The sequence below is a fragment of the Mesorhizobium sp. M0106 genome (assembly GCF_040322715.1).
Taxonomy (GTDB): Bacteria; Pseudomonadota; Alphaproteobacteria; order Rhizobiales; family Rhizobiaceae; genus Mesorhizobium.
Genome location: NZ_JAMYUA010000006.1, coordinates 200,948 through 219,931, shown reverse-complemented (window position 1 = coordinate 219,931; position 18,984 = coordinate 200,948). Strand labels below are relative to the sequence as shown.

The 18,984-nt window shown below is 64.1% G+C and carries 15 protein-coding genes; 9 read left to right on the top strand and 6 right to left on the bottom strand.

Translation table 11 applies throughout. From position 1 onward, the window contains the following. Nucleotides 1-4 precede the first annotated feature (4 nt). From NKJ55_RS09245 to NKJ55_RS09225, 5 genes are all read left to right on the top strand, one after another. Nucleotides 5-772, top strand: a complete 768-nt coding sequence (locus NKJ55_RS09245) for an SDR family NAD(P)-dependent oxidoreductase (RefSeq protein ID WP_352449622.1) — start codon at nt 5-7, stop codon at nt 770-772. Continuing rightward, complete coding sequence (locus NKJ55_RS09240; RefSeq protein WP_502901467.1) at nt 772-1,716, top strand: 2-dehydro-3-deoxygalactonokinase; 945 nt, start codon at nt 772-774, stop codon at nt 1,714-1,716. The genes NKJ55_RS09245 and NKJ55_RS09240 overlap by 1 nt, the downstream gene beginning before the upstream one ends. Next, nucleotides 1,713-2,351: a 2-dehydro-3-deoxy-6-phosphogalactonate aldolase gene (locus NKJ55_RS09235; RefSeq protein WP_352449620.1), complete on the top strand. Its 639-nt coding sequence runs from the start codon at nt 1,713-1,715 to the stop codon at nt 2,349-2,351. The genes NKJ55_RS09240 and NKJ55_RS09235 overlap by 4 nt, the downstream gene beginning before the upstream one ends. Next, nucleotides 2,351-3,232, top strand: coding sequence for an SMP-30/gluconolactonase/LRE family protein (locus tag NKJ55_RS09230; RefSeq protein ID WP_352449619.1), 882 nt, complete (start codon nt 2,351-2,353; stop codon nt 3,230-3,232). Before NKJ55_RS09235 ends, NKJ55_RS09230 begins: the two co-directional genes overlap by 1 nt. A 214-nt stretch (nt 3,233-3,446) precedes the next feature. Continuing rightward, the gene (locus tag NKJ55_RS09225; RefSeq protein WP_352449618.1) at nt 3,447-4,505 is read left to right on the top strand and encodes a D-alanine--D-alanine ligase family protein; all 1,059 of its coding nucleotides are present in this window, start codon (nt 3,447-3,449) and stop codon (nt 4,503-4,505) included. Here NKJ55_RS09225 and NKJ55_RS09220 read toward each other — a convergent pair. From NKJ55_RS09220 to dnaK, 6 genes are all read right to left on the bottom strand, one after another. Beyond that, complete coding sequence (locus NKJ55_RS09220) at nt 4,502-4,789, bottom strand: DUF1330 domain-containing protein (RefSeq protein ID WP_023679856.1); 288 nt, start codon at nt 4,787-4,789, stop codon at nt 4,502-4,504. The genes NKJ55_RS09225 and NKJ55_RS09220 overlap by 4 nt on opposite strands. A 169-nt stretch (nt 4,790-4,958) precedes the next feature. Then, nucleotides 4,959-5,672: an orotidine-5'-phosphate decarboxylase gene (gene pyrF / locus NKJ55_RS09215; protein ID WP_352449617.1), complete on the bottom strand. Its 714-nt coding sequence runs from the start codon at nt 5,670-5,672 to the stop codon at nt 4,959-4,961. After that, nucleotides 5,669-6,265 carry an NADPH-dependent FMN reductase gene (locus tag NKJ55_RS09210; protein ID WP_352449616.1) on the bottom strand — a complete coding sequence of 199 codons (597 nt, stop codon included), beginning with the start codon at nt 6,263-6,265 and terminating at the stop codon, nt 5,669-5,671. Before NKJ55_RS09210 ends, pyrF begins: the two co-directional genes overlap by 4 nt. 60 nt (nt 6,266-6,325) lie before the next feature. After that, nucleotides 6,326-6,931 (bottom strand): phospholipid N-methyltransferase PmtA, encoded by a 606-nt coding sequence (pmtA, locus tag NKJ55_RS09205; RefSeq protein WP_023679853.1) that lies wholly within the window; start codon nt 6,929-6,931, stop codon nt 6,326-6,328. A gap of 117 nt (nt 6,932-7,048) precedes the next feature. Next, nucleotides 7,049-8,179, bottom strand: coding sequence for a molecular chaperone DnaJ (gene dnaJ, locus NKJ55_RS09200; RefSeq protein WP_023679852.1), 1,131 nt, complete (start codon nt 8,177-8,179; stop codon nt 7,049-7,051). 213 nt (nt 8,180-8,392) lie between these two features. Next, a complete protein-coding gene (gene dnaK / locus NKJ55_RS09195) occupies nt 8,393-10,309 on the bottom strand; it encodes a molecular chaperone DnaK (protein ID WP_023679851.1) in 1,917 nt (638 codons plus the stop codon). A gap of 570 nt (nt 10,310-10,879) precedes the next feature. On the opposite strand from dnaK, the gene NKJ55_RS09190 reads away from it, so the two are divergent. The 4 genes from NKJ55_RS09190 (at nt 10,880) to NKJ55_RS09175 (ending at nt 18,983) form a co-directional block, all read left to right on the top strand. Further along, entirely contained in the window at nt 10,880-12,841 is a 1,962-nt protein-coding gene (locus NKJ55_RS09190) for a hypothetical protein (protein WP_352449615.1), read from the top strand. Between the two features lie 10 nt (nt 12,842-12,851). Next, on the top strand, nt 12,852-16,520 hold the full coding sequence (locus tag NKJ55_RS09185) for a DUF7929 domain-containing protein (RefSeq protein WP_352449614.1): 3,669 nt from the start codon (nt 12,852-12,854) through the stop codon (nt 16,518-16,520). Nucleotides 16,521-16,741: 221 nt separating this feature from the next. Beyond that, on the top strand, nt 16,742-17,419 hold the full coding sequence (gene rpe, locus NKJ55_RS09180; protein WP_352449613.1) for a ribulose-phosphate 3-epimerase: 678 nt from the start codon (nt 16,742-16,744) through the stop codon (nt 17,417-17,419). A 40-nt stretch (nt 17,420-17,459) separates the two neighbouring features. Then, a complete protein-coding gene (locus NKJ55_RS09175) occupies nt 17,460-18,983 on the top strand; it encodes a malonate--CoA ligase (protein WP_352449612.1) in 1,524 nt (507 codons plus the stop codon). Nucleotide 18,984 lies beyond the last annotated feature (1 nt).

Below are 18,984 nucleotides of genomic sequence, written 5' to 3'. Positions count from 1 at the left end.
ATTCATGATGCCATCGGCGCGCTTTGCCGACCTCGAAGGCGCTTCGGTGCTCATCACCGGCGGCGGCTCCGGCATTGGCGCCGCCTTGACCGAGGGATTTATCCGCCAGGGGGCAAAGGTCGCCTTCATCGATATCGCGGACCGTCCGAGTGTGGCGCTGGCCGATCGGTTAGAGAAGGAGCTGGGCCGGCGGCCGCTTTATCTCAAGACCGACATACGCGACATCGAGGCGTTGCGGCTATCGGCGGCCAAAGCTGCAGAGGCGCATGGCGACGTGACCGTGCTGGTCAACAATGCCGCGCAGGATGACCGTCATGCCGTGGAAGACGTCACGGTGGAGTTCTGGGACAACAATCATGCCATCAACCTGCGCCCGCATTTCTTCAGCGCACAGGCGGTGGCGCCGGGCATGAAGCGGGCCGGCGGCGGCTCGATCATCAACTTCACCTCGACCTCGTTTCTCATCAACCATCCCGATATGCCGGCCTACACCGCCGCCAAGGCCGGCATCGTCGGCCTCACAAAGGGTCTTGCCGGCAAGCTCGGCGTCGACGGCATCCGTGTCAACGCGATCGCGCCCGGCTGGGTAATCACCGAGCGGCAGAGAAAGCTCTGGGTCACCGAAGAAGCGCTCGCCGCTCATGTCGCCAAACAGTGCATCAAAGAGGTGATGCAGCCGGAAGACATTGTCGGCACTGTGCTGTTCCTGGCGTCGGATGCCTCACGCATGCTGACCGCGCAGATGCTGATCGTCGATGGGGGGTTCCTGTGATCTCATCGAGCAAGGCAGCTTCCGTCGCGGCCGTCGACTGGGGCACCACCCGTATGAGGGTCTGGCTGCTCGACGGCGCCGGCAAGGTTCTCGCCGAGCGGCGCGGCGATGACGGGCTGATCACCGCCCAGGCTAAAGGATTTTCGTCCATTCTCGAAGGGCATCTGGCTGCCCTGGGCGCAGCCGAGGCGCTGCCGGTCATCATTTGCGGCATGGCCGGTTCGCGCCAGGGCTGGCTGGAGGCGCCCTATGTCAGCGTGCCGGCGCCGATCGGCGCTATTCTCGCCGGCGCTGCCCGCATCCCCGGCCAGCGCCGCGACATCCGCATCGTGCCTGGCCTTGCCCAGCGTCTGGCCGACGCCCCGGATGTCATGCGCGGCGAGGAGACGCAGCTTGCCGGCGCCGGTTTGCCGGCAAAGGGACGCCATCTCGTCTGCATGCCTGGCACCCATTCCAAATGGGTGCTGGTCGAGGACGGCTCTGTTGCCGGTTTCGGCACCTGGCCGACCGGCGAGCTGTTTTCGGTGCTGGCCGCGCACTCGATCCTGCGCCATTCGCTGGGCGAGCCGCCGAAGCCGGTTGCCGCCGAAAATCCATTTTTCCGGGAGTGGTGCCTGAAGGCGTTGGCCGAAGGCGGTGACATCGGTTCAAGACTGTTCTCGATCCGCGCCGCCAGCCTGCTGCAGGATCTGAAGCCCGAGGATGCCGCCGCGTGCCTGTCCGGCCTGCTGATCGGCGGCGAGATCGCTTCGGCAAATCGCCGTTATGGGGCCGTGCCCGTCGTGCTGATCGCGTCGGGCGCACTCGGCAAGCTCTATGCCGAGGCGCTCGGCCTTGCCGGGCTCGCGGTCAGGGTGGTCGACGCCGACGAGGCGGTGCGTGCCGGTCTTGCTGAAGCCGCGCGCGAAAATGGCATGATCGCTGGAAATGGAGTTGCCGCATGACCGAAACCGCACCTTTTCCAAAGCTCGAGCGGGGTCTGGTCGCCATCCTGCGTGGCCTCAAGCCAAGCGAGGCGGTGGCGATCGGCCAGGCGATCTTCGGCGCCGGTATCGAAGCGATCGAGGTGCCGCTCAACTCGCCCGATCCTTACGCCTCCATCGCCAGCATTGTCGGAGCGCTTCCTCCAACAGCCTTGGTCGGTGCCGGCACGGTGCTCAGCGCCGCCGATGTCGACGGCCTGCACAAGGCCGGCGGGCGGCTCCTGGTCAGCCCCAATATCGATGCCGAGGTCATGGGCCGGGCCATGCACTACGGCATGGTAACGATGCCCGGCGTGTTCACGCCGACCGAGGCATTTCAAGCAATCCGGCTTGGCGCCTCGGCATTGAAATTCTTCCCGGCGAGCGTGCTTGGCGCGGCAGGCATTTCGGCGATGCGCGCGGTGCTGCCTGCCAGTGTGCTGGTCGGCGCGGTCGGCGGCGTTTCAGATAAGGATTTTGCCGGCTACAAGGCAGCCGGCGTCAGCGTCTTCGGTCTTGGCTCCAGCCTGTTCAAGCCGGGCACGAGCGTCGACGAAGTGGCAGCGCGAGCGAAAGCCGCAGTTCAGGCCTGGGACGCGGCGTTTGGAGTGGCATAATGAGCGAGACCATTGTTTCGGTTTTTTCCGACCATGTCTGCCAACTCGGCGAGGGACCAAGCTATGACCCTGCCACCGACACGCTCTACTGGTTCGACATCGTCAACGGCCAGCTCCTCGAACAGCGCCTGTCGGGCGGTGCCGTCAAAATCCACGAGCTCGGTCAGATGGCCAGCGCCATCTGCATCATCGACGACCAACGCCAGCTGATCGCCACCGAGACCGGTCTGCATGTCCGCGACGTCGCGACCGGCAAGCTGACGCTGCACACGCCGATCGAGGCCGACAATACGGTCACCCGCTCGAACGATTCACGCGTTCACCCTTGCGGCGCGCTGTGGGTCGGCACCATGGGCAAGGGCGAGGAGAAGGGTGCCGGTTCGATCTACTGGTTCTTCAAGGGCGAGCTGCGCCGGCTCTATGCCGACGTCACGGTGCCCAATTCGATCTGCTTTTCCGAGGATGGGACGATCGCCTATTACACCGACACCAGCACCGGGCTGTTGATGCGCGTCGGCTGCGATCCGGTGACCGGACTGCCGGTTGGCGAACCGAAGGTCTTCGTCGACCACCGTTCGGCCAAGGGCTATATCGATGGTTCGGTGCTCGACCGTGACGGCATATTGTGGAACGCCTGCTGGGGCGGCAGCGTCGTCGAAGCCTATGGACCCGACGGCAAGCTTGTCCGTTCGGTGGCGATGCCGGCGACGCAACCGTCCTGTCCAGCTTTCGTCGGCAGGAACGCCGACCGGCTGGCGGTCACCTCCGCCTGGTCGGGCAAGAGCGAGAAGCAGCGCCTGCTCGACCCGCAAGCCGGCATGACATTTATGCTCGACATTCCAGTCAATGGTCGCTTCGAGCCGCGCGTGCTGATTGGCTAGACCCATATCTAGCACTGTCGTGCAGGCGTCCAGCTGACGTCGGTTCCGCGAAAGCCGAATGCGCTCGCCGTGCGATGCTTGAACGCTTCATCGTTTCGCGGGAACGCTGAAGCGCTCTATCTCATTGTTTTGACGCAATTCCGGACGGAAAACCGTTTCACACTTTTCCTGGAATTGCTTTAGGCAATCGTGCTGCCGGGAAATCGTTTCGATCATGTCAAGCCGCGAGCCCAAGCTGATCCTTGTCTACGAGCCGGAAAAGGCTTGCTTCGATCGGCTGGTCGCCGATAACCACGTGCCGGAGCGTGCCGCCGAAATCGCCTCCTATCTGGCGCAATCGACCGACATCGCTGCTGAATTCGACGCACTTGCCGCCGCTTGCCAAAAGCGCGGCCTGTCGTTTGCGCCGGTGACGCTCGACGACGCCGCAAGCGTTCTCGCCGGCGAGGACCCGAACACCACGCTTGTCTGGACGCTGACCGACGGCGTCGCCTATTTCCGCGGCGGCGCCGCACCGGCTCTGGCACGGCTGAATGGCCTCAAGACGATCGGCGCCGACGATGCGCTGTTCGCGCTCTGTCAGGACAAGTTCCGGTCCGGCGCCGTGCTCGGCGCGCTTGGCCTGCCGGTGCCGCAGGCGGGCCTTGCCCGTGACGGCGCCTGGCTGGTCGCGCCACCGGCCTCGCCCGCCGGCTGGTTCGTCAAGCCGAACCGGCTCGGCGCCAAGATCGGCATCTGGCCGGATTCGCACTGCCACGATCTCGGCCACGCGCTGGAGCTTAGCCGGCGCGTCTTCGCCGCCTATGGCGACGATGTCATCGTCCAGCCCTATGTCGCCGGCCGCAACGCGCGCGCCAGTTTTCTCGGATTGAGGCCGGATACCGGCGTCGAGGCGCTGGGCATCGCCTTTGTCGATTCGGGCGGCGATTTCCAGACCATGCAGGACAGCCTGGCGCTTTACGGCGATACCGGCGCAGCGGCGAAAGCTGCGGGAAAATATACCGAGCCGGTGCTGCTGCCGGTCGCCGGCAGCCAGCCTGAAGCCGACGCAAGAATCCGTCGCATCGCCGAACGCCTGATGGTCGGGCTTGGCCTGCGGGATGTGTTTTCCATCGATTTCCGGGTCGAAGCCGACGACAGCGTCCACCTCATCGAGTTCGAGGTCTGCCCCGGCCTGCCCTGCTTCGATTTCCGCGATTACTGTCGCCAGCAATGGGGCTTGAGCCTCGCCGATGCGATGGCGGAGGCAGCGGCGAACCGGCTTCTCGCCTAAATCCCCTCGACCAGCACGATTTCGCCCTCGGCCACCTTCTGGCGGATCGCGACGGCGCGCTGGTATTCGGGCGAGTGGTAGCAGTCATGCGCCGCCGCAAGCGACGGAAACTCGATGATCACGTTGCGGTCGCGGCCCGGCCCCTCGGCTTTCTCATGCGCGCCGCCGCGCGCCAGGAACTTGGCGCCGAAGCGGTCGAAGGCCGGTTTGGCAGCTGCGACATAGTCCTTGTAGCCTTCCGCATCGCGCACGTCGACGCGAGCGATCCAGTATCCCTTGGGCATGGTATTTCTCCTGGTTTTGGCCGTGCGCGGACCGATTTTGAAAGTCGCTCCGGTGAGATGGCTGGGGGTGTTTTCGAGAACCGGAGCGGAGCGCACTTAAAGTACGTGAGCACCGGAAGCGGAGAAAACGCCGTCAGACGGCCGCCGGAGCAAGTTTCGGAATTGGTCCTCAGGCCGAGCGCATTTCATCGAGGATCGCTTCCGCTGCCGCCCGCCTGTCGGCCGCACCGACGATCGGCCGGCCGACGACGAGGTGGCTGGAGCCGTTGCGGATCGCCTGCGCCGGCGTCACCACGCGTTTCTGGTCGCCATGGTCGCTGCCCTTCGGCCGGATTCCCGGCGTCACAACCGCCAGGGCGGGGCCGACGATGCGGCGCACCGCCTCAGCTTCCTCGGCCGAGCAGACGATGCCGCCCATGCCGGCATGCAGCGCCTGCTCGGAGCGCCTCAGCACCAGTGTATGCGGATCATATTCATAGCCGGCGTCGATCACGTCCTGCTCGTCCATCGAGGTCAGCACGGTGACCCCGAGCAGGCAAAGGTCGCTGCCCCTGGCAGCCTCGACCGCCGCCTTCATCGTCTTCGGATAGGCATGGATGGTCAGCATGCTCATGCCCATCCTGGCGATGTTTTCGACCCCCTTGGCCACCGTGTTGTCGATGTCGAGCAGCTTCATGTCGAGAAAGATCCTGGTGCCGCCGCTGGCCAGCTCGCGGGCGAAGTCGAGCCCGCCGGCAAAGGCGAGCTGGTAACCGATCTTGTAGAAGGAGACGATCCCGTCGAGCTCGCGCACCGCTTTCTCGGCTTCCTTCAGCGTCGGCAGGTCGAGGCCGACGATCAGCCTTTCCTGCATCGTGTCGGCATGCGCGGCGTCCGGGATCATGCCTCGATCCGCGTCGACAGCATGCGCGAGGTTTCGATCAGCGTTCGGCATAGGTGCTCCATCGATTGGCGTAGTCTCTCGTCCCGGAACTTGCCCTCGTCGTCGAAGGCGTTGCCGCCCTCCGGCACCGAGCATTCCGGTGTCACCACCTCCATCCGGCAGCGTACCAGAACGGCGCGCAGATGGTTGATGCAGCGTATCCCGCCGAAGGGTCCGTTGGAAGACGAGCAGAGGCCGGCGACCTTGCCGGCAAGCGGCCTGAACGTCCGGCCGCCATCCTTGCGCAGCTGGCTCACCCAGTCGATGCTGTTCTTGAGCAACGGTGGAATGGAGCCGTTATATTCGGGCGTCGCGATCAGCAGCCCGTCATGGGCGGCGATCATCCGGCCGAGCTTGAAAGCATTGTCGGGAATGCCTTCTTCCTTTTCCAAATCCTGGTCGAGGATCGGCAGCGGATAGTCGGCGAGCGAGATGCGGGTCACCTCGGCGCCCTGCATGGCAAGTTCCTTCTGTGCCACGTCGGCGGTCCTGCCGCTATAGGCGCCGCTGCGCACCGAACCGGCGACGACGAGAATTTTCGGGATCACAGCCATGGGTCTGCCTTGTCACCCGATGGGTATAAGACAAGTGCTATTCAAACCCAACGCTTCAATTCATGCGGCCCCGCGTCGGTAGATCCAAAGCTGCGTCGGCGGAATGTTGCGGATGACGAAATGGAAATGCTCGACCGTATAGTCGCCGCGGCCCGGCGGGATCGGCGACAGCGGCCCGTAAGTCAGCTGCACGATCGGCCGGCCCGCCGGGATACGGTCGAGCAGGCTCTCGACATAGGCGATGCGCTGGGCGACAGGGAAATTGAGCAGCGGCACGCCCGATATCACGGAATCGAAGATCAGGTCGCGCTTGTCGCCAAGCGTCGCGTCGAGATTGAAGGCGTCGCCCTCGATGACGTTGACGCCTGGATAAAGCTGGCGCAGATGGCGCACGAAATCAGTGGAATATTCGACCGCGTAGAGATTCTCAGGCTTAATGCCCTGGGCGAGGATGGCGCGTGTGATGACGCCTGTACCGGGCCCGACCTCGAGCACCGGCAGGCCGGATGTCGGATCGACGATCGAGGCCATCTTGCCTGCGGTGATGGAACTGGTCGGGACGATCGAACCGACCGCCTTCGGCTTGTCGATCCAGCCCTTGAAGAACTTCAGCTCGTCGTCGAACTTTTCCGCCAGCGTCTTTCGCAGTCCGGGACTACGCGTCATTGAAAGTCCTCCTCAACGCTCCCTCGCATGCTACTTAACAGTTACGAGGTGCAAGACAAGGCGAATCCCCGGATAAGGTGTTGATGACGCTCGGGAAGCGTTTTCCAGGGATCAGCTTCAGTGCTCGCCGAACGTTTCGAAAAAGTCTTTCATGCGGGCGAAAAATCCGCTCGACTGAGGCGAATTGTCCTTTGAGGAAAGCTGCTCGAATTCCTCCAGCAATTCGCGCTGACGGCGCGAAAGGTTCTGCGGCGTCTCAACCACGGTCTGGATGTAGAGGTCGCCGATATTAGGCTGGCGCAGCACAGGCATGCCCTTGCCCTTGAGGCGGAACTGGCGACCGTTCTGGGTGCCTTCCGGCACCTTCACCTTCGTCTGGGTACCGTCCAGTGTCGTCACCTCGAACGAGCCGCCAAGCGCTGCTGTCGTCATCGAGATCGGCACCTTGCAATAAAGATCGGCCCCGTCGCGCTGGAAGAATTCGTGCGGCTTGACCGCGAGGAAGATGTAGAGATCGCCCGACGGGCCGCCGCGCAGGCCAGCCTCGCCCTCATTGGCCAGCCGGATGCGGGTGCCATCCTCGATGCCGGCAGGGATGTTTACCGACAGCGAGCGCTCCTCGGTGACACGGCCTTGGCCGGCGCATTTCGGGCACGGATCCTTGATGGTCTGGCCGCGCCCCTGGCATTGCGGGCAGGTGCGCTCGATCGAGAAGAAGCCTTGCGTGGCGCGCACCTTGCCGTGGCCGTTGCACATCGAGCAGGTGACGGGCTGGGTGCCAGGCTTGGCGCCGCTGCCCGAGCATTCCGAGCAGGAAATCGAGGCTGGCACCCGAATCTGCGCGGTCTTGCCGGAAAATGCCTCTTCCAGCGTAATTTCCATATTGTAGCGCAGGTCGGCGCCGCGCTCGCGTCCGCCGGACGAGCGGCGCTGGCGCCCGCCCATCATGTCGCCGAAAATGTCTTCGAAAATGTCGGCGAAGCCGCCGGCGCCAAAGCCTTGCGCCCCGCCATTCATACCGCCGTGCTCGAAGGCGGCGTGGCCGAAGCGATCATAGGCGGCGCGCTTCTGCGGGTCCTTCAGTGTCTCGTAGGCTTCGTTGATTTCCTTGAACTTGTGCTCGCAGGCATGGTCGCCTGGGTTGCGGTCGGGATGGAACTGCATGGCGAGCTTGCGAAAAGCGCTCTTGAGCTCCTTCTCGTCGGCGCCCTTTTGCACGCCTAGCGTTTCGTAAAAATCAGCTTTCATGTTTTCCCGCAGTCCGGATAGTCAACGTCTTGAAGCATCGTTGCGTCGTTTGCCGGCACGCTGTTCCGATTTAGGTGTGATGGAGCCGCGATGCCAGTGTCTACGAGGCTTTGTCCGCATTTTTTCGGGCAGCTCAGCGTTTTTCCGGCAAAGGGTTGCAAAAAAGCCCGGCTGTGCGCCGGGCTTTTTCCCTTACCTGTACCGTCAGGCGGTTCAGGCCGACTTCTTCTTCTCGTCGTCTTCGTCGATTTCCTCGAAGTCGGCATCGACGACGTCACTGTCCTTGGCGGCATCAGCCTTGGCGTCGGCCTCGGCGGCTTCCTTCTGCGAAGCCTCGTACATGGCCTGGCCGAGCTTCATCGAGACTTCGGCGAGCGTCTGCGTCTTGGCCTCGATCTCGGTCACATCGTCGCCTTCGGCAGCGGTCTTCAGCGCCGCGATCGCATCGGCGATCGCCGTGCGGTCGGCCTCGGAAACCTTCTCGCCGTATTCCTTCAGAGATTTCTCCGAGGAATGCACCAGCGCCTCGGCCTGGTTGCGGGCCTCGACCAGCGCGCGCCGCTTCTTGTCGGCTTCGGCATTGGCCTCGGCGTCCTTGACCATCTTCTCGATGTCGGCGTCCGAAAGGCCGCCGGACGCCTGGATGCGGATCTGGTGCTCCTTGCCGGTGCCCTTGTCCTTGGCCGAGACGTTGACGATGCCGTTGGCGTCGATGTCGAAGGTGACCTCGATCTGCGGCACGCCGCGCGGCGCAGGTGGGATGCCGACCAGATCGAACTGGCCGAGCGCCTTGTTGTCGGCGGCCATTTCACGCTCGCCCTGGAAGACGCGGATGGTCACCGCCGACTGCGAATCCTCGGCCGTGGAGAACACCTGGCTCTTCTTTGTCGGAATCGTCGTGTTGCGTTCGATCAGCCGCGTGAACACGCCGCCCAGCGTCTCGATGCCGAGCGACAACGGCGTCACGTCGAGCAGCAGCACGTCCTTGACGTCGCCCTGCAGCACGCCGGCCTGGATAGCGGCGCCCAACGCGACGACCTCATCCGGGTTGACGCCCTTGTGCGGCTCCTTGCCGAAGAACTGCTTCACGATCTCCTGGATCTTGGGCATACGGGTCATGCCGCCGACCAGGACGACTTCGTCGATTTCGCCGGCCTTCAGGCCGGCATCCTTGAGCGCCGCCTTGCAAGGATCGATCGTGCGCTGGACGAGATCCTCGACCAGGCTCTCGAACTTCGCCCGCGTCAGCTTCAGCGTCAGGTGCTTGGGGCCGGTGGCATCGGCGGTGATGAAGGGCAGGTTGATCTCGGTCTGCGTGGTGGACGACAGCTCGATCTTGGCCTTTTCAGCCGCTTCCTTGAGGCGCTGAAGGGCGAGCTTGTCGTTCCGCAGGTCGATGCCCTGTTCCTTCTTGAACTCGGCCGCCAGATATTCGACCAGACGCATGTCGAAATCCTCGCCGCCGAGGAAGGTGTCGCCATTGGTCGACTTCACCTCGAACACGCCGTCGCCGATTTCGAGCACCGAAATATCGAACGTGCCGCCGCCAAGGTCATAGACGGCAATCGTCTTGCCTTCCTTCTTGTCCAGTCCATAGGCAAGCGCTGCCGCCGTTGGCTCGTTGATGATGCGCAGCACTTCGAGGCCGGCGATCTTGCCGGCATCCTTGGTCGCCTGGCGCTGGGCGTCATTGAAATAGGCCGGAACGGTGATGACCGCCTTCTCGACCTTCTCGCCGAGATAGGCCTCCGCCGTTTCCTTCATCTTCTGCAGGATCATCGCCGAGATCTGGCTAGGCGACTGCTTCTTGCCGCCGGCCTCGACCCAGGCGTCGCCATTGTCGCCCTTGACGATCTTGTAGGGGACAAGCTTCTTGTCCTTCTCCGTCACCGGATCGTCGTAGCGGCGGCCGATCAGGCGCTTGACCGCGAAAATGGTGTTCTCAGGATTGGTGACCGCCTGGCGCTTGGCCGGCTGGCCGACAAGGCGCTCGCCGTCGCTGTTGATGGCGACGATGGAAGGAGTCGTGCGCGCGCCTTCCGCATTCTCGATGACCTTGGATTCCTTGCCGTCCATGATGGCCACACAGGAGTTGGTTGTTCCCAGATCGATACCGATTACTTTTGCCATTTCTCTAATCTCTCCGCTAAGCAGGCTCTCAGGACCCGTACAGGCGTTCCGACGAAAGCCCCTGTTCACAAGAAATTCCGCTCCGGCAACCGGCATTCGGCGCTGGACGGCTTGGCGCGTATATAAGAACAGGCTGCGTGGCGCGCAAGCATTCTGCGCAAGGCGTTCACCATTCATCGCGGTTGATCGGATTCGGGACCGGCACGCCCGTATTTTCCGGCCGTGATCCAGCCCGGCCCGGCCCGGCCCATGAACCTTTCCGCCTCACCTCGCGACTGACGCTCAGGTGCCGCGTGGTGCGGCCCCGGAAAGGAAAGCCCCATGACCACAGATCCAGAGGCTCCATGGTCTCCGGGAACAGCAGGAGCTCAGCGCGACTATCGCCTTCGGGACCGGGTCGATGCGCTGGGCTTTTCGCTGGTTCCGTTGACCCTGCGCGGACGCAGGCGTATCGTGACGTTGAGGAAAGCAGACAATTCGATCAGGGATGAACGTGCCGGAACGCCGCGCCTTGCCCTGATTTGCGCGCCGGGACCGGATGTTTCTCCCATGACCTGTGGGGGGAGATCCATGTCTTGCGACCACGGCGCGTTCGTGCGCTCTCGTGCCGGCCGTTTGCGCCGCGCCATCCAGGCTGCCACCGGATTGTCGATCTTGGCGCTCGCCACTGGGCTCTGGCTCGGTGGCTCGGCCCAGGCTCAGGAAACCCGGATCATCTATCCCGGCTCGATGGCAATGACCGGATTCTCCGGCACCATCATTCCCAATTTCGAGGAAGGCCTGCCGCCGGGCGTCGATCCCGTCGACGAAACCTTCATCGACACGGCGCGCGCGACCTTGCGCATCTTCGACGTCTCAAGGCTGGGCGGGCCGGCGTCTGGCCAATTGGTCTTCACCCCGCCACCGTTCGAGGTCACGGCCGGGCAAATCGGCCAGGTGTTCGGCATCACCTACGACGACGGCGTGCGCGACGGCGTTCCATCGGCCATTCCAAACCTCTATGCCGGCGCCACGTCGCTGCACGGCATCCGCATAGTCACGCCAGACGGCGACGCCGACGGCCGGCCGGAGCGGCAGCGCCGCGGCACGGCTGACGCGGTCTTCATGGACGGCCAGTTCGGCACCGAAAACGGCGGCGGCCCCGGAACGATCTGGAAAATCGACGGCATCACCGGCGCCGTCTCGAAATTCGCCGATATCGACGCCAATAGCGGTCCCGGCATCGGCGACGTCACTTTCGACAATATCCACCGCCAGTTCTTCGCCAGCGATCTCGACACCGGCCTCATCCACCGCATCGACGCCAATGGCGCGCTGCTCGACGCGTTCGACCACGGTATAGCCGGCCGCCCGGCGCACGGGCTTGCCGCCCTTGCCGACGACGGCTCGGTGATTGACATCCAGGGTGCTGCCTTCGACAGCGAGGACCCCGACAGCTGGGGCTACACGCAGGACGAGCGCCGCGTCTGGTCGGTCGCCTATCGTGGCAGCCGGCTCTACTATTCGGTCGGTGATAAGGCGGAGATCTGGTCGGTGGGCGTTGCCGGCGACGGCAGTTTCGCCGGCGACCCGCGCTGGGAACTGACGGTCAAGGCCGACAAGGATTACGCGGTCACCGACATCGCCTTCGACAACGAGGGCTTCATGTACCTGGCCCAGCGCGGCCCGGTGGAGAACCGCTACGACTACAGCCAGTTCGCCGATTCCGGCAAGGGTGAGGTCATCCGCTATTGGCGCGAAAATCCGGACGATCCGGCGACGGAATCGGCCTGGGTGGAAGTGCCGCAGGAATATGCGGTCGGCTTCCCGCAAGACAACCGACAGTCAGCCGGCGGCCTCGACCTGCAATATGGCTACGATGCCGAAGGCAATCTCGATACCGGCGTCTGCACCGACACGCTGGTCGATACCGGCGACAAGTTACGCGACAACCCGGAGCTTGCCGAACAACTCGCAGCCGGCGGGCCGCTCGCCGTGCACGGCGTGCAAATCACGCCGACGGCACTGGCCAAGCCGGCCAACATGCCGCCTTTCGGCTCGTGGTTCGTCGACTTCGACAATTATTTCGAAGACCCGGAAGTCGAAGGCCATGTCGGCGACGTCGAGGTCTGGCGCCCCTGCGAAGGCCGTGCCGGCTATTACGAGCAGGTGCCTGGCGGCTATCTGCCACCGTTCTATCCGCCGGACTTTCCGCCCCCCGGCAATCTGCCTCCTTGCCTCGATGTCGAGGATGTCAGGTATTTCTGCACGCCCTCCGGCCTCGAGGCCGATCTCTATCTCCATGACCATGCCGGCTTTGGCGGCGATTCGATCAGGGCTCTGTCCAGGACCCCTGGCGTTGGGGTGACTTCACCTCTGTCGCATGCGCCCGGCGCGCCATACACGATCGGCATCACCGGCCATTACCCTGGCGATACGGTCGATGTCGGGCTCTGCTTCTACAGGCAGTCCGATACCGACAAGGGTGGCTACTACCCTTGCTGCAAGATGACCTTGCCGCTCAGAACCCCAGCCGTCAGCTGCGAACCGTGAGGAGGGGAAGATGAGCAATCTCGCATTTTTCCCGCCTGCGACAAGCAGCCAATCAACCGGCAAACAATCATTCGTCATGGAGACCATCATGAAACCCCTGTCACTCGCCAGGCGCGGCGTGCGCTGGCTGATGGCGGCCGGTATCGCGGTCGCCATGCTGAGTCCGCTGCAAGGCTTCGCTGAAGACCTTGCTCCGGCCAAGACCAAGCCTGCCGATGCGGTCACTGTCATTCCCGATACCAGGCTCGATTTCGACAATCCTCGCACCGTCAATCCGGAGCCGGGCCGGATCGTGCCCTTGTTCACCAAGAAAGGCACCCAGAGAGGCTGCGACTATGTCGTATACTCGCTGAGCTTTGGCTTGCGCGGCAATCCGCAGGGTCTTGCCAGCCCCGGCCTCGCCGCCGTGCTGAAAAAGGTCAGGCTCGATTTCAGGGACCAGCTCCCGCACGGCCTGCGCATCGTCGGCGTGCATGTGACCGGCGACGGCACCGATGCGTCCGGCGGACCGCTGCCCGGTGCTGTGATCAGCAGTTCGGCTGGCCCGGACGATACCGCGACGGTGTCCGATTTCCGGATTTCCGCCAGCGATCTCGACGGCATCGGCGCTGCGAACGAGCGCGTCATCACGTTCCAGATCACCGCCAAGATCGACCATGCGGCGTTTCCGTCGCCGACGATCGTTCACAACCAGGGCGTGGTCAAGGTGAGCCGCGAACGCGGCGCCGGCATCGAAATCCCGTCGCAGGACCCGGGCAAGCCGGACGACGGCAATTATCTCACGGGTGCAAAGACGTCGATCAAGATCGACGTCAGCAGGTGCAACCCGCCGCCTCCACCTCCCGGCAAGGAATGCTTCAAGGTGGAGCGCGGCACGGTCGATTGCGTGCCCGGCGGCGGCGCCTTCATCTACCACATGCCGGTCGGCCCAGAGATGGCTGGCAAATGGGTGCAGCTTTCGACGACGACACCCGGCATCACCATCATTCCCGACACGCAATTGGTGCCGGCCGGCGGCGGTGTGCTCAATTGGAAGATCGTCGGCGCTTCACCCGGCGACGTCATCCACATCATCGTCACCGGTATCGAAACCTATGCCGGCCCGAGGGAGGGCTGGGGCCTGTGCTGCACGCAGACCATCGATATCGTCATCCCGCGTGATCAGCGCTGCCCGCCGAAGGACAAGGAACCGGATCTGAAAGTCGAAAAGCGCGCCGACGTGCAACGTTGCACGATCGGCGGCGGCTGCGACTTCACCATCAGGGTCACCAATGTCGGCGATGCACCCTACCACGGCAAGATCGTGCTCGACGAAGTCACCCTGCCGGCCGGCTCCACCCTCGATTCAGGGCCGAACCCGCCTTGGGTCTGCGCGCCTGGAACCACCCCGATGATTTGCACTCATCCGGTGACCACGCTCAATCCGGGTGCCTCTGTCGACCTCAAGCTCGGCTTCAAGCCGGCCGCAGGCTGGCGAGGCAGCGTCTTGCGCAACTGCGCCACTTACAATTATGCCAGCGGCAAGCCGCTTTTCGGCAGCCAGCAAGACGATCGCGGCTGTGCTTCGATCCCGGTCTGCCGGCGTGGCGATCGTGACCGCGACTGCCGGCCGCCGGTGGAGAAGAAGGTCGACCTGATCCTGAAGAAGCGCGCCCGCACCGAATTCTGTTCGGCCGATGGCGTCTGCACCTTCGTGGTCGACATAATCAACAATGGCAGCGTCCCCTATAATGGGCCGCTGACGGTCGTCGATACCTATCCGGGCGGCGCGCCGGCATCCTCGACCTTCGGCCCGACGCCGCCATGGACATGCGGACCGAACGGTCCCGGCAAGTTCCGCTGCGACAATGCCGGCATCGTGCTGTTGCCTGGCGCCTCGACGCCGATCTTCGTCAGGGCGGTGATGCTGGCCAACTACCGGCCCGACCGTGTCGAGAACTGCGCCGAGGTGAAGGCTATTCCCGGTGAGAACGACATCACCAACAACAGGGCGTGCGCCAAGGAACGCATCCATCATCCGAATGGCGGCCCGCCGGCCCTGCGCATCACCAAGGTGTGCAATGGTTCGCTGGCCGGTGCTGCGGTCGTTTCCTGCCGCATTACCGTCATCAGCCTCGGCACCACTGCCCCGACCGGTCCGGTACGGGTCAACGATGCCGCGACGCTGATAGCCAGCGGAGCGCCGGTCCAGATCCAGACCGTCACCCCAGACGGCGCGGAATGGACTTGCGGACCGGTTCCGGCCAACACACTGTCCTGCCAGATTCCCGGCGCCGTCATGACGCCTGGAACCAGCCGCCATTTCGACGTGACGGTTGCCGCGAACGGCGAATTCGAGAACTGCGCACGCGGCTCCTACGGCCCGGCTCCGGGAGACGACATCGTCTATCCGATCGGCCAGGCCTGCGCCAAGGGCGGCGGCGCCTCGACCATCCGCGTCGAGAAGACCGGTGATGCCGAGTGCAAGCCCGGCCAGCCCTGCTCGTTCGAGATCACCATCACGAACGATGGCGCGAGCGCCTTCTCCGGCCCGGTTCGCATCGGCGATGCGATCGGCGTCGAAGGCCTCGGCCGGCTGGAGGGCGTTGCGATCACCTCGATCGATCCGCCCTTCGGCTGCTCGCCGGAGCCGGCAATCTTGCCTGTGTCCTGCATCGCTCAACTGACGCTCGGCGCCGGGGAAAGCCACGTTCACAACGTGACCGTGGTGCTTCCCGACGACGGTCGCCTGGCAAATCTGCAGGGCACTGTCAATGGTCAGAACTGCGTCGGCGTGCTCTCTCCCGACACGCCGGTGCAAGGCGGCGGCGACGTGTTGTCCCGCGGCGCGGCCAACGTGCAGGGCGATCACGGCAAGGCCTATGCCTGTCATCCCTTCACCATCAGGAATGAGGTGAAGAAGGAATGCTCGGCAGGCTTCGTCATGAACGACGCCGGCAACTGCGTCTGCCCGCCCGGCACGACCTTCCGCAACGGCCAATGCTCGTCCGGCGGCGGCACGGTCATCGTGCCGAAGCCAAAACCTTGCGTTCTGCTCAAAGGCCAGATCCGTACCGAAGACGGACGCTGCGTCTGCCCGCACGGAACCGAACTGGAGAACGGCGCTTGCGTGGGGAAAGAGCCGAAGCCCGAGCAGTGCACCATCCGTGGCCAGATCCACGACGCTGCCGGCGATTGCGTCTGCCCGCGGGGCACGGAAGTCAGGGGTAGTGCCTGCCGGCCAATCCAGCCGAAGCCGGAGCAGTGCACCATCCGCGGTCAGATCCACGACGCCGGTGGCGATTGCGTCTGCCCGCGGGGTACGGAAGTCAGGGGCAATGCCTGCCGGCCAATCCAGCCGAAGCCGGAGCAGTGCACCATCCGCGGGCAGATCCACGACGCCAACGGCGATTGCGTCTGCCCGCGGGGTACGGAAGTGCAAGGCAATGCCTGCAGGCGCAAGAAGCCTGTTGTGGTGGAGTGCCCGATACCCGGTCAGATCCACAACAAGCGTGGCGTTTGCGTCTGCCCGCGTGGGACAGAGCTGCGCGACGGCGCCTGCCGCAAACCGCGGCTGGAGTGCGCACCGGGCGCGCGGCCGATTAATGGCCAGTGCCAGCCGATCCGCAAACCGAGCCTGCTGCTGAATCCAGATGTTCTTCAGCAGCTGCCAAGGCGCAAGCCGCAGCTCGAGCAATAGGATCGCGCGCGAACTTCAAACGGGTGATCATTCGATCAAGAAAACCCCGCCGGAGCGATCCGGCGGGGTTTTTCTTTGGCTGGCAGATGAAAGAGCAGCGAAAACCTGAAGCCGTGGCATCAGCGGAAGGACAAACCGGCTTCCACTTTCCGGACTCGACTCATGGTCTAGGCAGGCGATACAGAGGGTCCGTAAACCGAGGCGTTCGGGAAGACCGCGTCATGAGCAAAAAAACCCTGATCGCGCCATCGGTGCTGGCTTCCGATTTCTCGAAGCTCGGCGACGAGGTCGAGGCGGTGGCGGCCGCCGGCGCCGACTGGATCCATCTCGACGTCATGGACGGGCATTTCGTCCCCAACATCACCTTCGGGCCGCCGGTGATCAAGGCGATCCGCAACCGCACCAAGGCCTTCTTCGACTGCCATCTGATGATCGCCCCCGCCGACCCCTATCTGGCCGCCTTCGCCGAGGCCGGCTGCGACGGCATCACGGTGCACGCCGAAGCCGGGCCGCATCTCGACCGCTCGCTGCAGACGATCAAAAACCTTGGCAAGAAGGCCGGCGTGTCGCTCAACCCCGCGACACCGGAGACGATGATCGAATACGTGCTCGACCGGCTCGATCTTATCCTGATCATGACGGTCAATCCGGGCTTCGGCGGCCAGGCCTTCATTCCGGCGATCGTAGACAAGGTGAAGCGGGTGAAGGCGCTGATCGGTGACAGGCCGATCCGGATCGAGATCGACGGCGGCATTTCGCCGGAAACTGCGCCCCTGGTCACCGCCGCCGGCGCCAGCGTGCTGGTCGCCGGTGCGGCCATTTTCAAGGGCGGCAGCGTCGCAGCCTATCGGGCAAACATCGAGGCAATCAGGGCAGCGGCGGACAAGGCGGCCGGCTGACCGCCGCCGTTCGGCCGGAGACAGCCGCTCGGGGGGACTTTTGAGCAACCATCTGTTCGATGCTTTCCGTGCCCGGATGCCCACGCCCGGACGCCTTTTGATGGAGGCAGAGGACGGGCGCTCGATCAGCTATGGCGAAATGCTGGCGCGCTCCGCTCAACTGGCACATGTGCTGTCGCAGCTGGGCGTCGAAGCCGGCGACCGCGTCGCCGTTCAGGTCGAGAAGAGCCCGGAGGCCATTTTCCTCTATCTCGCCTGTCTGCGTGCCGGCGCGATCTTCCTGCCGCTCAACACCGCCTATACGCTGACCGAGCTCGAGTATTTCTTCAGGGATGCCGAGCCGCGACTGATCGTCTGCGACCCGGCGCGAGTGACCGAGATCGGCGCTTTGGCGCAGGACTCGGGCGCTGCGGTCGCGACACTCGGCAGCAAGGGCGAGGGTTCGTTGACCGATCGGGCCTCTGAGGCGGCCGTGGACTTCCACGACGTGGCGCGCGGACCGGACGACCTTGCTGCGATCCTCTACACCTCCGGCACCACCGGCCGTTCGAAAGGCGCCATGCTCAGCCACGAAAACCTCGCCTCGAATGCGCGGGTGCTGGTCGACCTCTGGCGCTTCACTGCCGCAGACGTGCTGATTCACGCGCTGCCGGTTTTCCACACGCATGGCCTTTTCGTCGCCACCAATGTCGTCCTGATGGCCGGTGCCTCGATGCTGTTCGAAACCAAATTCGACCCGGCCCGCATCGTCTCGCTGCTGCCGCGCGCCACCGTGCTGATGGGCGTGCCGACATTCTACGTCCGCCTGCTGCAGCAGGACGGTTTGAACCGGCAAGCGGCGAAAAACATCCGCCTGTTCATTTCCGGCTCGGCGCCGCTGTTGGCCGAGACGCACAGAGCCTGGCGAGAGCGCACCGGCCACGCCATCCTCGAGCGCTACGGCATGACCGAGACCAACATGAACACGTCGAACCCTTATGATGGCGAGCGGCGTGCCGGCACGGTCGGGTTTCCCGTGACCGGCGTTTCCCTGCGCATCACCGACCCCGAGAGCGGCGAAACACTTGCCAAGGGCGATGTCGGCATGATCGAGGTGAGGGGTCCCAATGTCTTTTGCGGCTACTGGCGCATGCCGGAAAAGACCAAAGCGGAGTTCCGTGACGACGGTTTCTTCATCACCGGCGATCTCGGGCTGATCGATGCCGACGGCTATGTCCACATCGTCGGCCGCGGCAAGGACCTGATCATTTCCGGCGGCTACAATATCTATCCAAAGGAAGTCGAGAGCGAGATCGACGCGCTGCCTGGCGTCGCCGAAAGCGCTGTCATCGGCGTTGCCCATCCGGATTTCGGCGAAGGCGTCACCGCTGTCGTGGTGAGGGCGCCGGGCTCGACCATCAGCGCCGCAGGGATCGTCGAGGCCATCGCCGGGCGCCTCGCCAGGTACAAGCATCCGAAACGGGTGATCTTCGTCGACGAACTGCCGCGCAACACGATGGGCAAGGTGCAGAAGAACCTGCTGCGCGAAGCCTACAAGGACCTCTATACGTCCAAAGCCGGCTAAC

What these genes read in the sequence shown, in the direction of transcription:
- rpe (WP_352449613.1), top strand. Translation starts at nt 16,742, where the DNA reads ATGAGCAAAAAAACCCTGATCGCGCCATCGGTGCTGGCTTCCGATTTC.
- NKJ55_RS09220 (WP_023679856.1), bottom strand. Translation starts at nt 4,789, where the DNA reads ATGCCCAAGGGATACTGGATCGCTCGCGTCGACGTGCGCGATGCGGAA.
- NKJ55_RS09230 (WP_352449619.1), top strand. Translation starts at nt 2,351, where the DNA reads ATGAGCGAGACCATTGTTTCGGTTTTTTCCGACCATGTCTGCCAACTC.
- NKJ55_RS09225 (WP_352449618.1), top strand. Translation starts at nt 3,447, where the DNA reads ATGTCAAGCCGCGAGCCCAAGCTGATCCTTGTCTACGAGCCGGAAAAG.
- NKJ55_RS09235 (WP_352449620.1), top strand. Translation starts at nt 1,713, where the DNA reads ATGACCGAAACCGCACCTTTTCCAAAGCTCGAGCGGGGTCTGGTCGCC.
- dnaK (WP_023679851.1), bottom strand. Translation starts at nt 10,309, where the DNA reads ATGGCAAAAGTAATCGGTATCGATCTGGGAACAACCAACTCCTGTGTG.
- dnaJ (WP_023679852.1), bottom strand. Translation starts at nt 8,179, where the DNA reads ATGAAAGCTGATTTTTACGAAACGCTAGGCGTGCAAAAGGGCGCCGAC.
- NKJ55_RS09210 (WP_352449616.1), bottom strand. Translation starts at nt 6,265, where the DNA reads ATGGCTGTGATCCCGAAAATTCTCGTCGTCGCCGGTTCGGTGCGCAGC.
- NKJ55_RS09185 (WP_352449614.1), top strand. Translation starts at nt 12,852, where the DNA reads ATGAGCAATCTCGCATTTTTCCCGCCTGCGACAAGCAGCCAATCAACC.
- NKJ55_RS09190 (WP_352449615.1), top strand. Translation starts at nt 10,880, where the DNA reads ATGTCTTGCGACCACGGCGCGTTCGTGCGCTCTCGTGCCGGCCGTTTG.
- pmtA (WP_023679853.1), bottom strand. Translation starts at nt 6,931, where the DNA reads ATGACGCGTAGTCCCGGACTGCGAAAGACGCTGGCGGAAAAGTTCGAC.
- NKJ55_RS09245 (WP_352449622.1), top strand. Translation starts at nt 5, where the DNA reads ATGATGCCATCGGCGCGCTTTGCCGACCTCGAAGGCGCTTCGGTGCTC.
- pyrF (WP_352449617.1), bottom strand. Translation starts at nt 5,672, where the DNA reads ATGATCCCGGACGCCGCGCATGCCGACACGATGCAGGAAAGGCTGATC.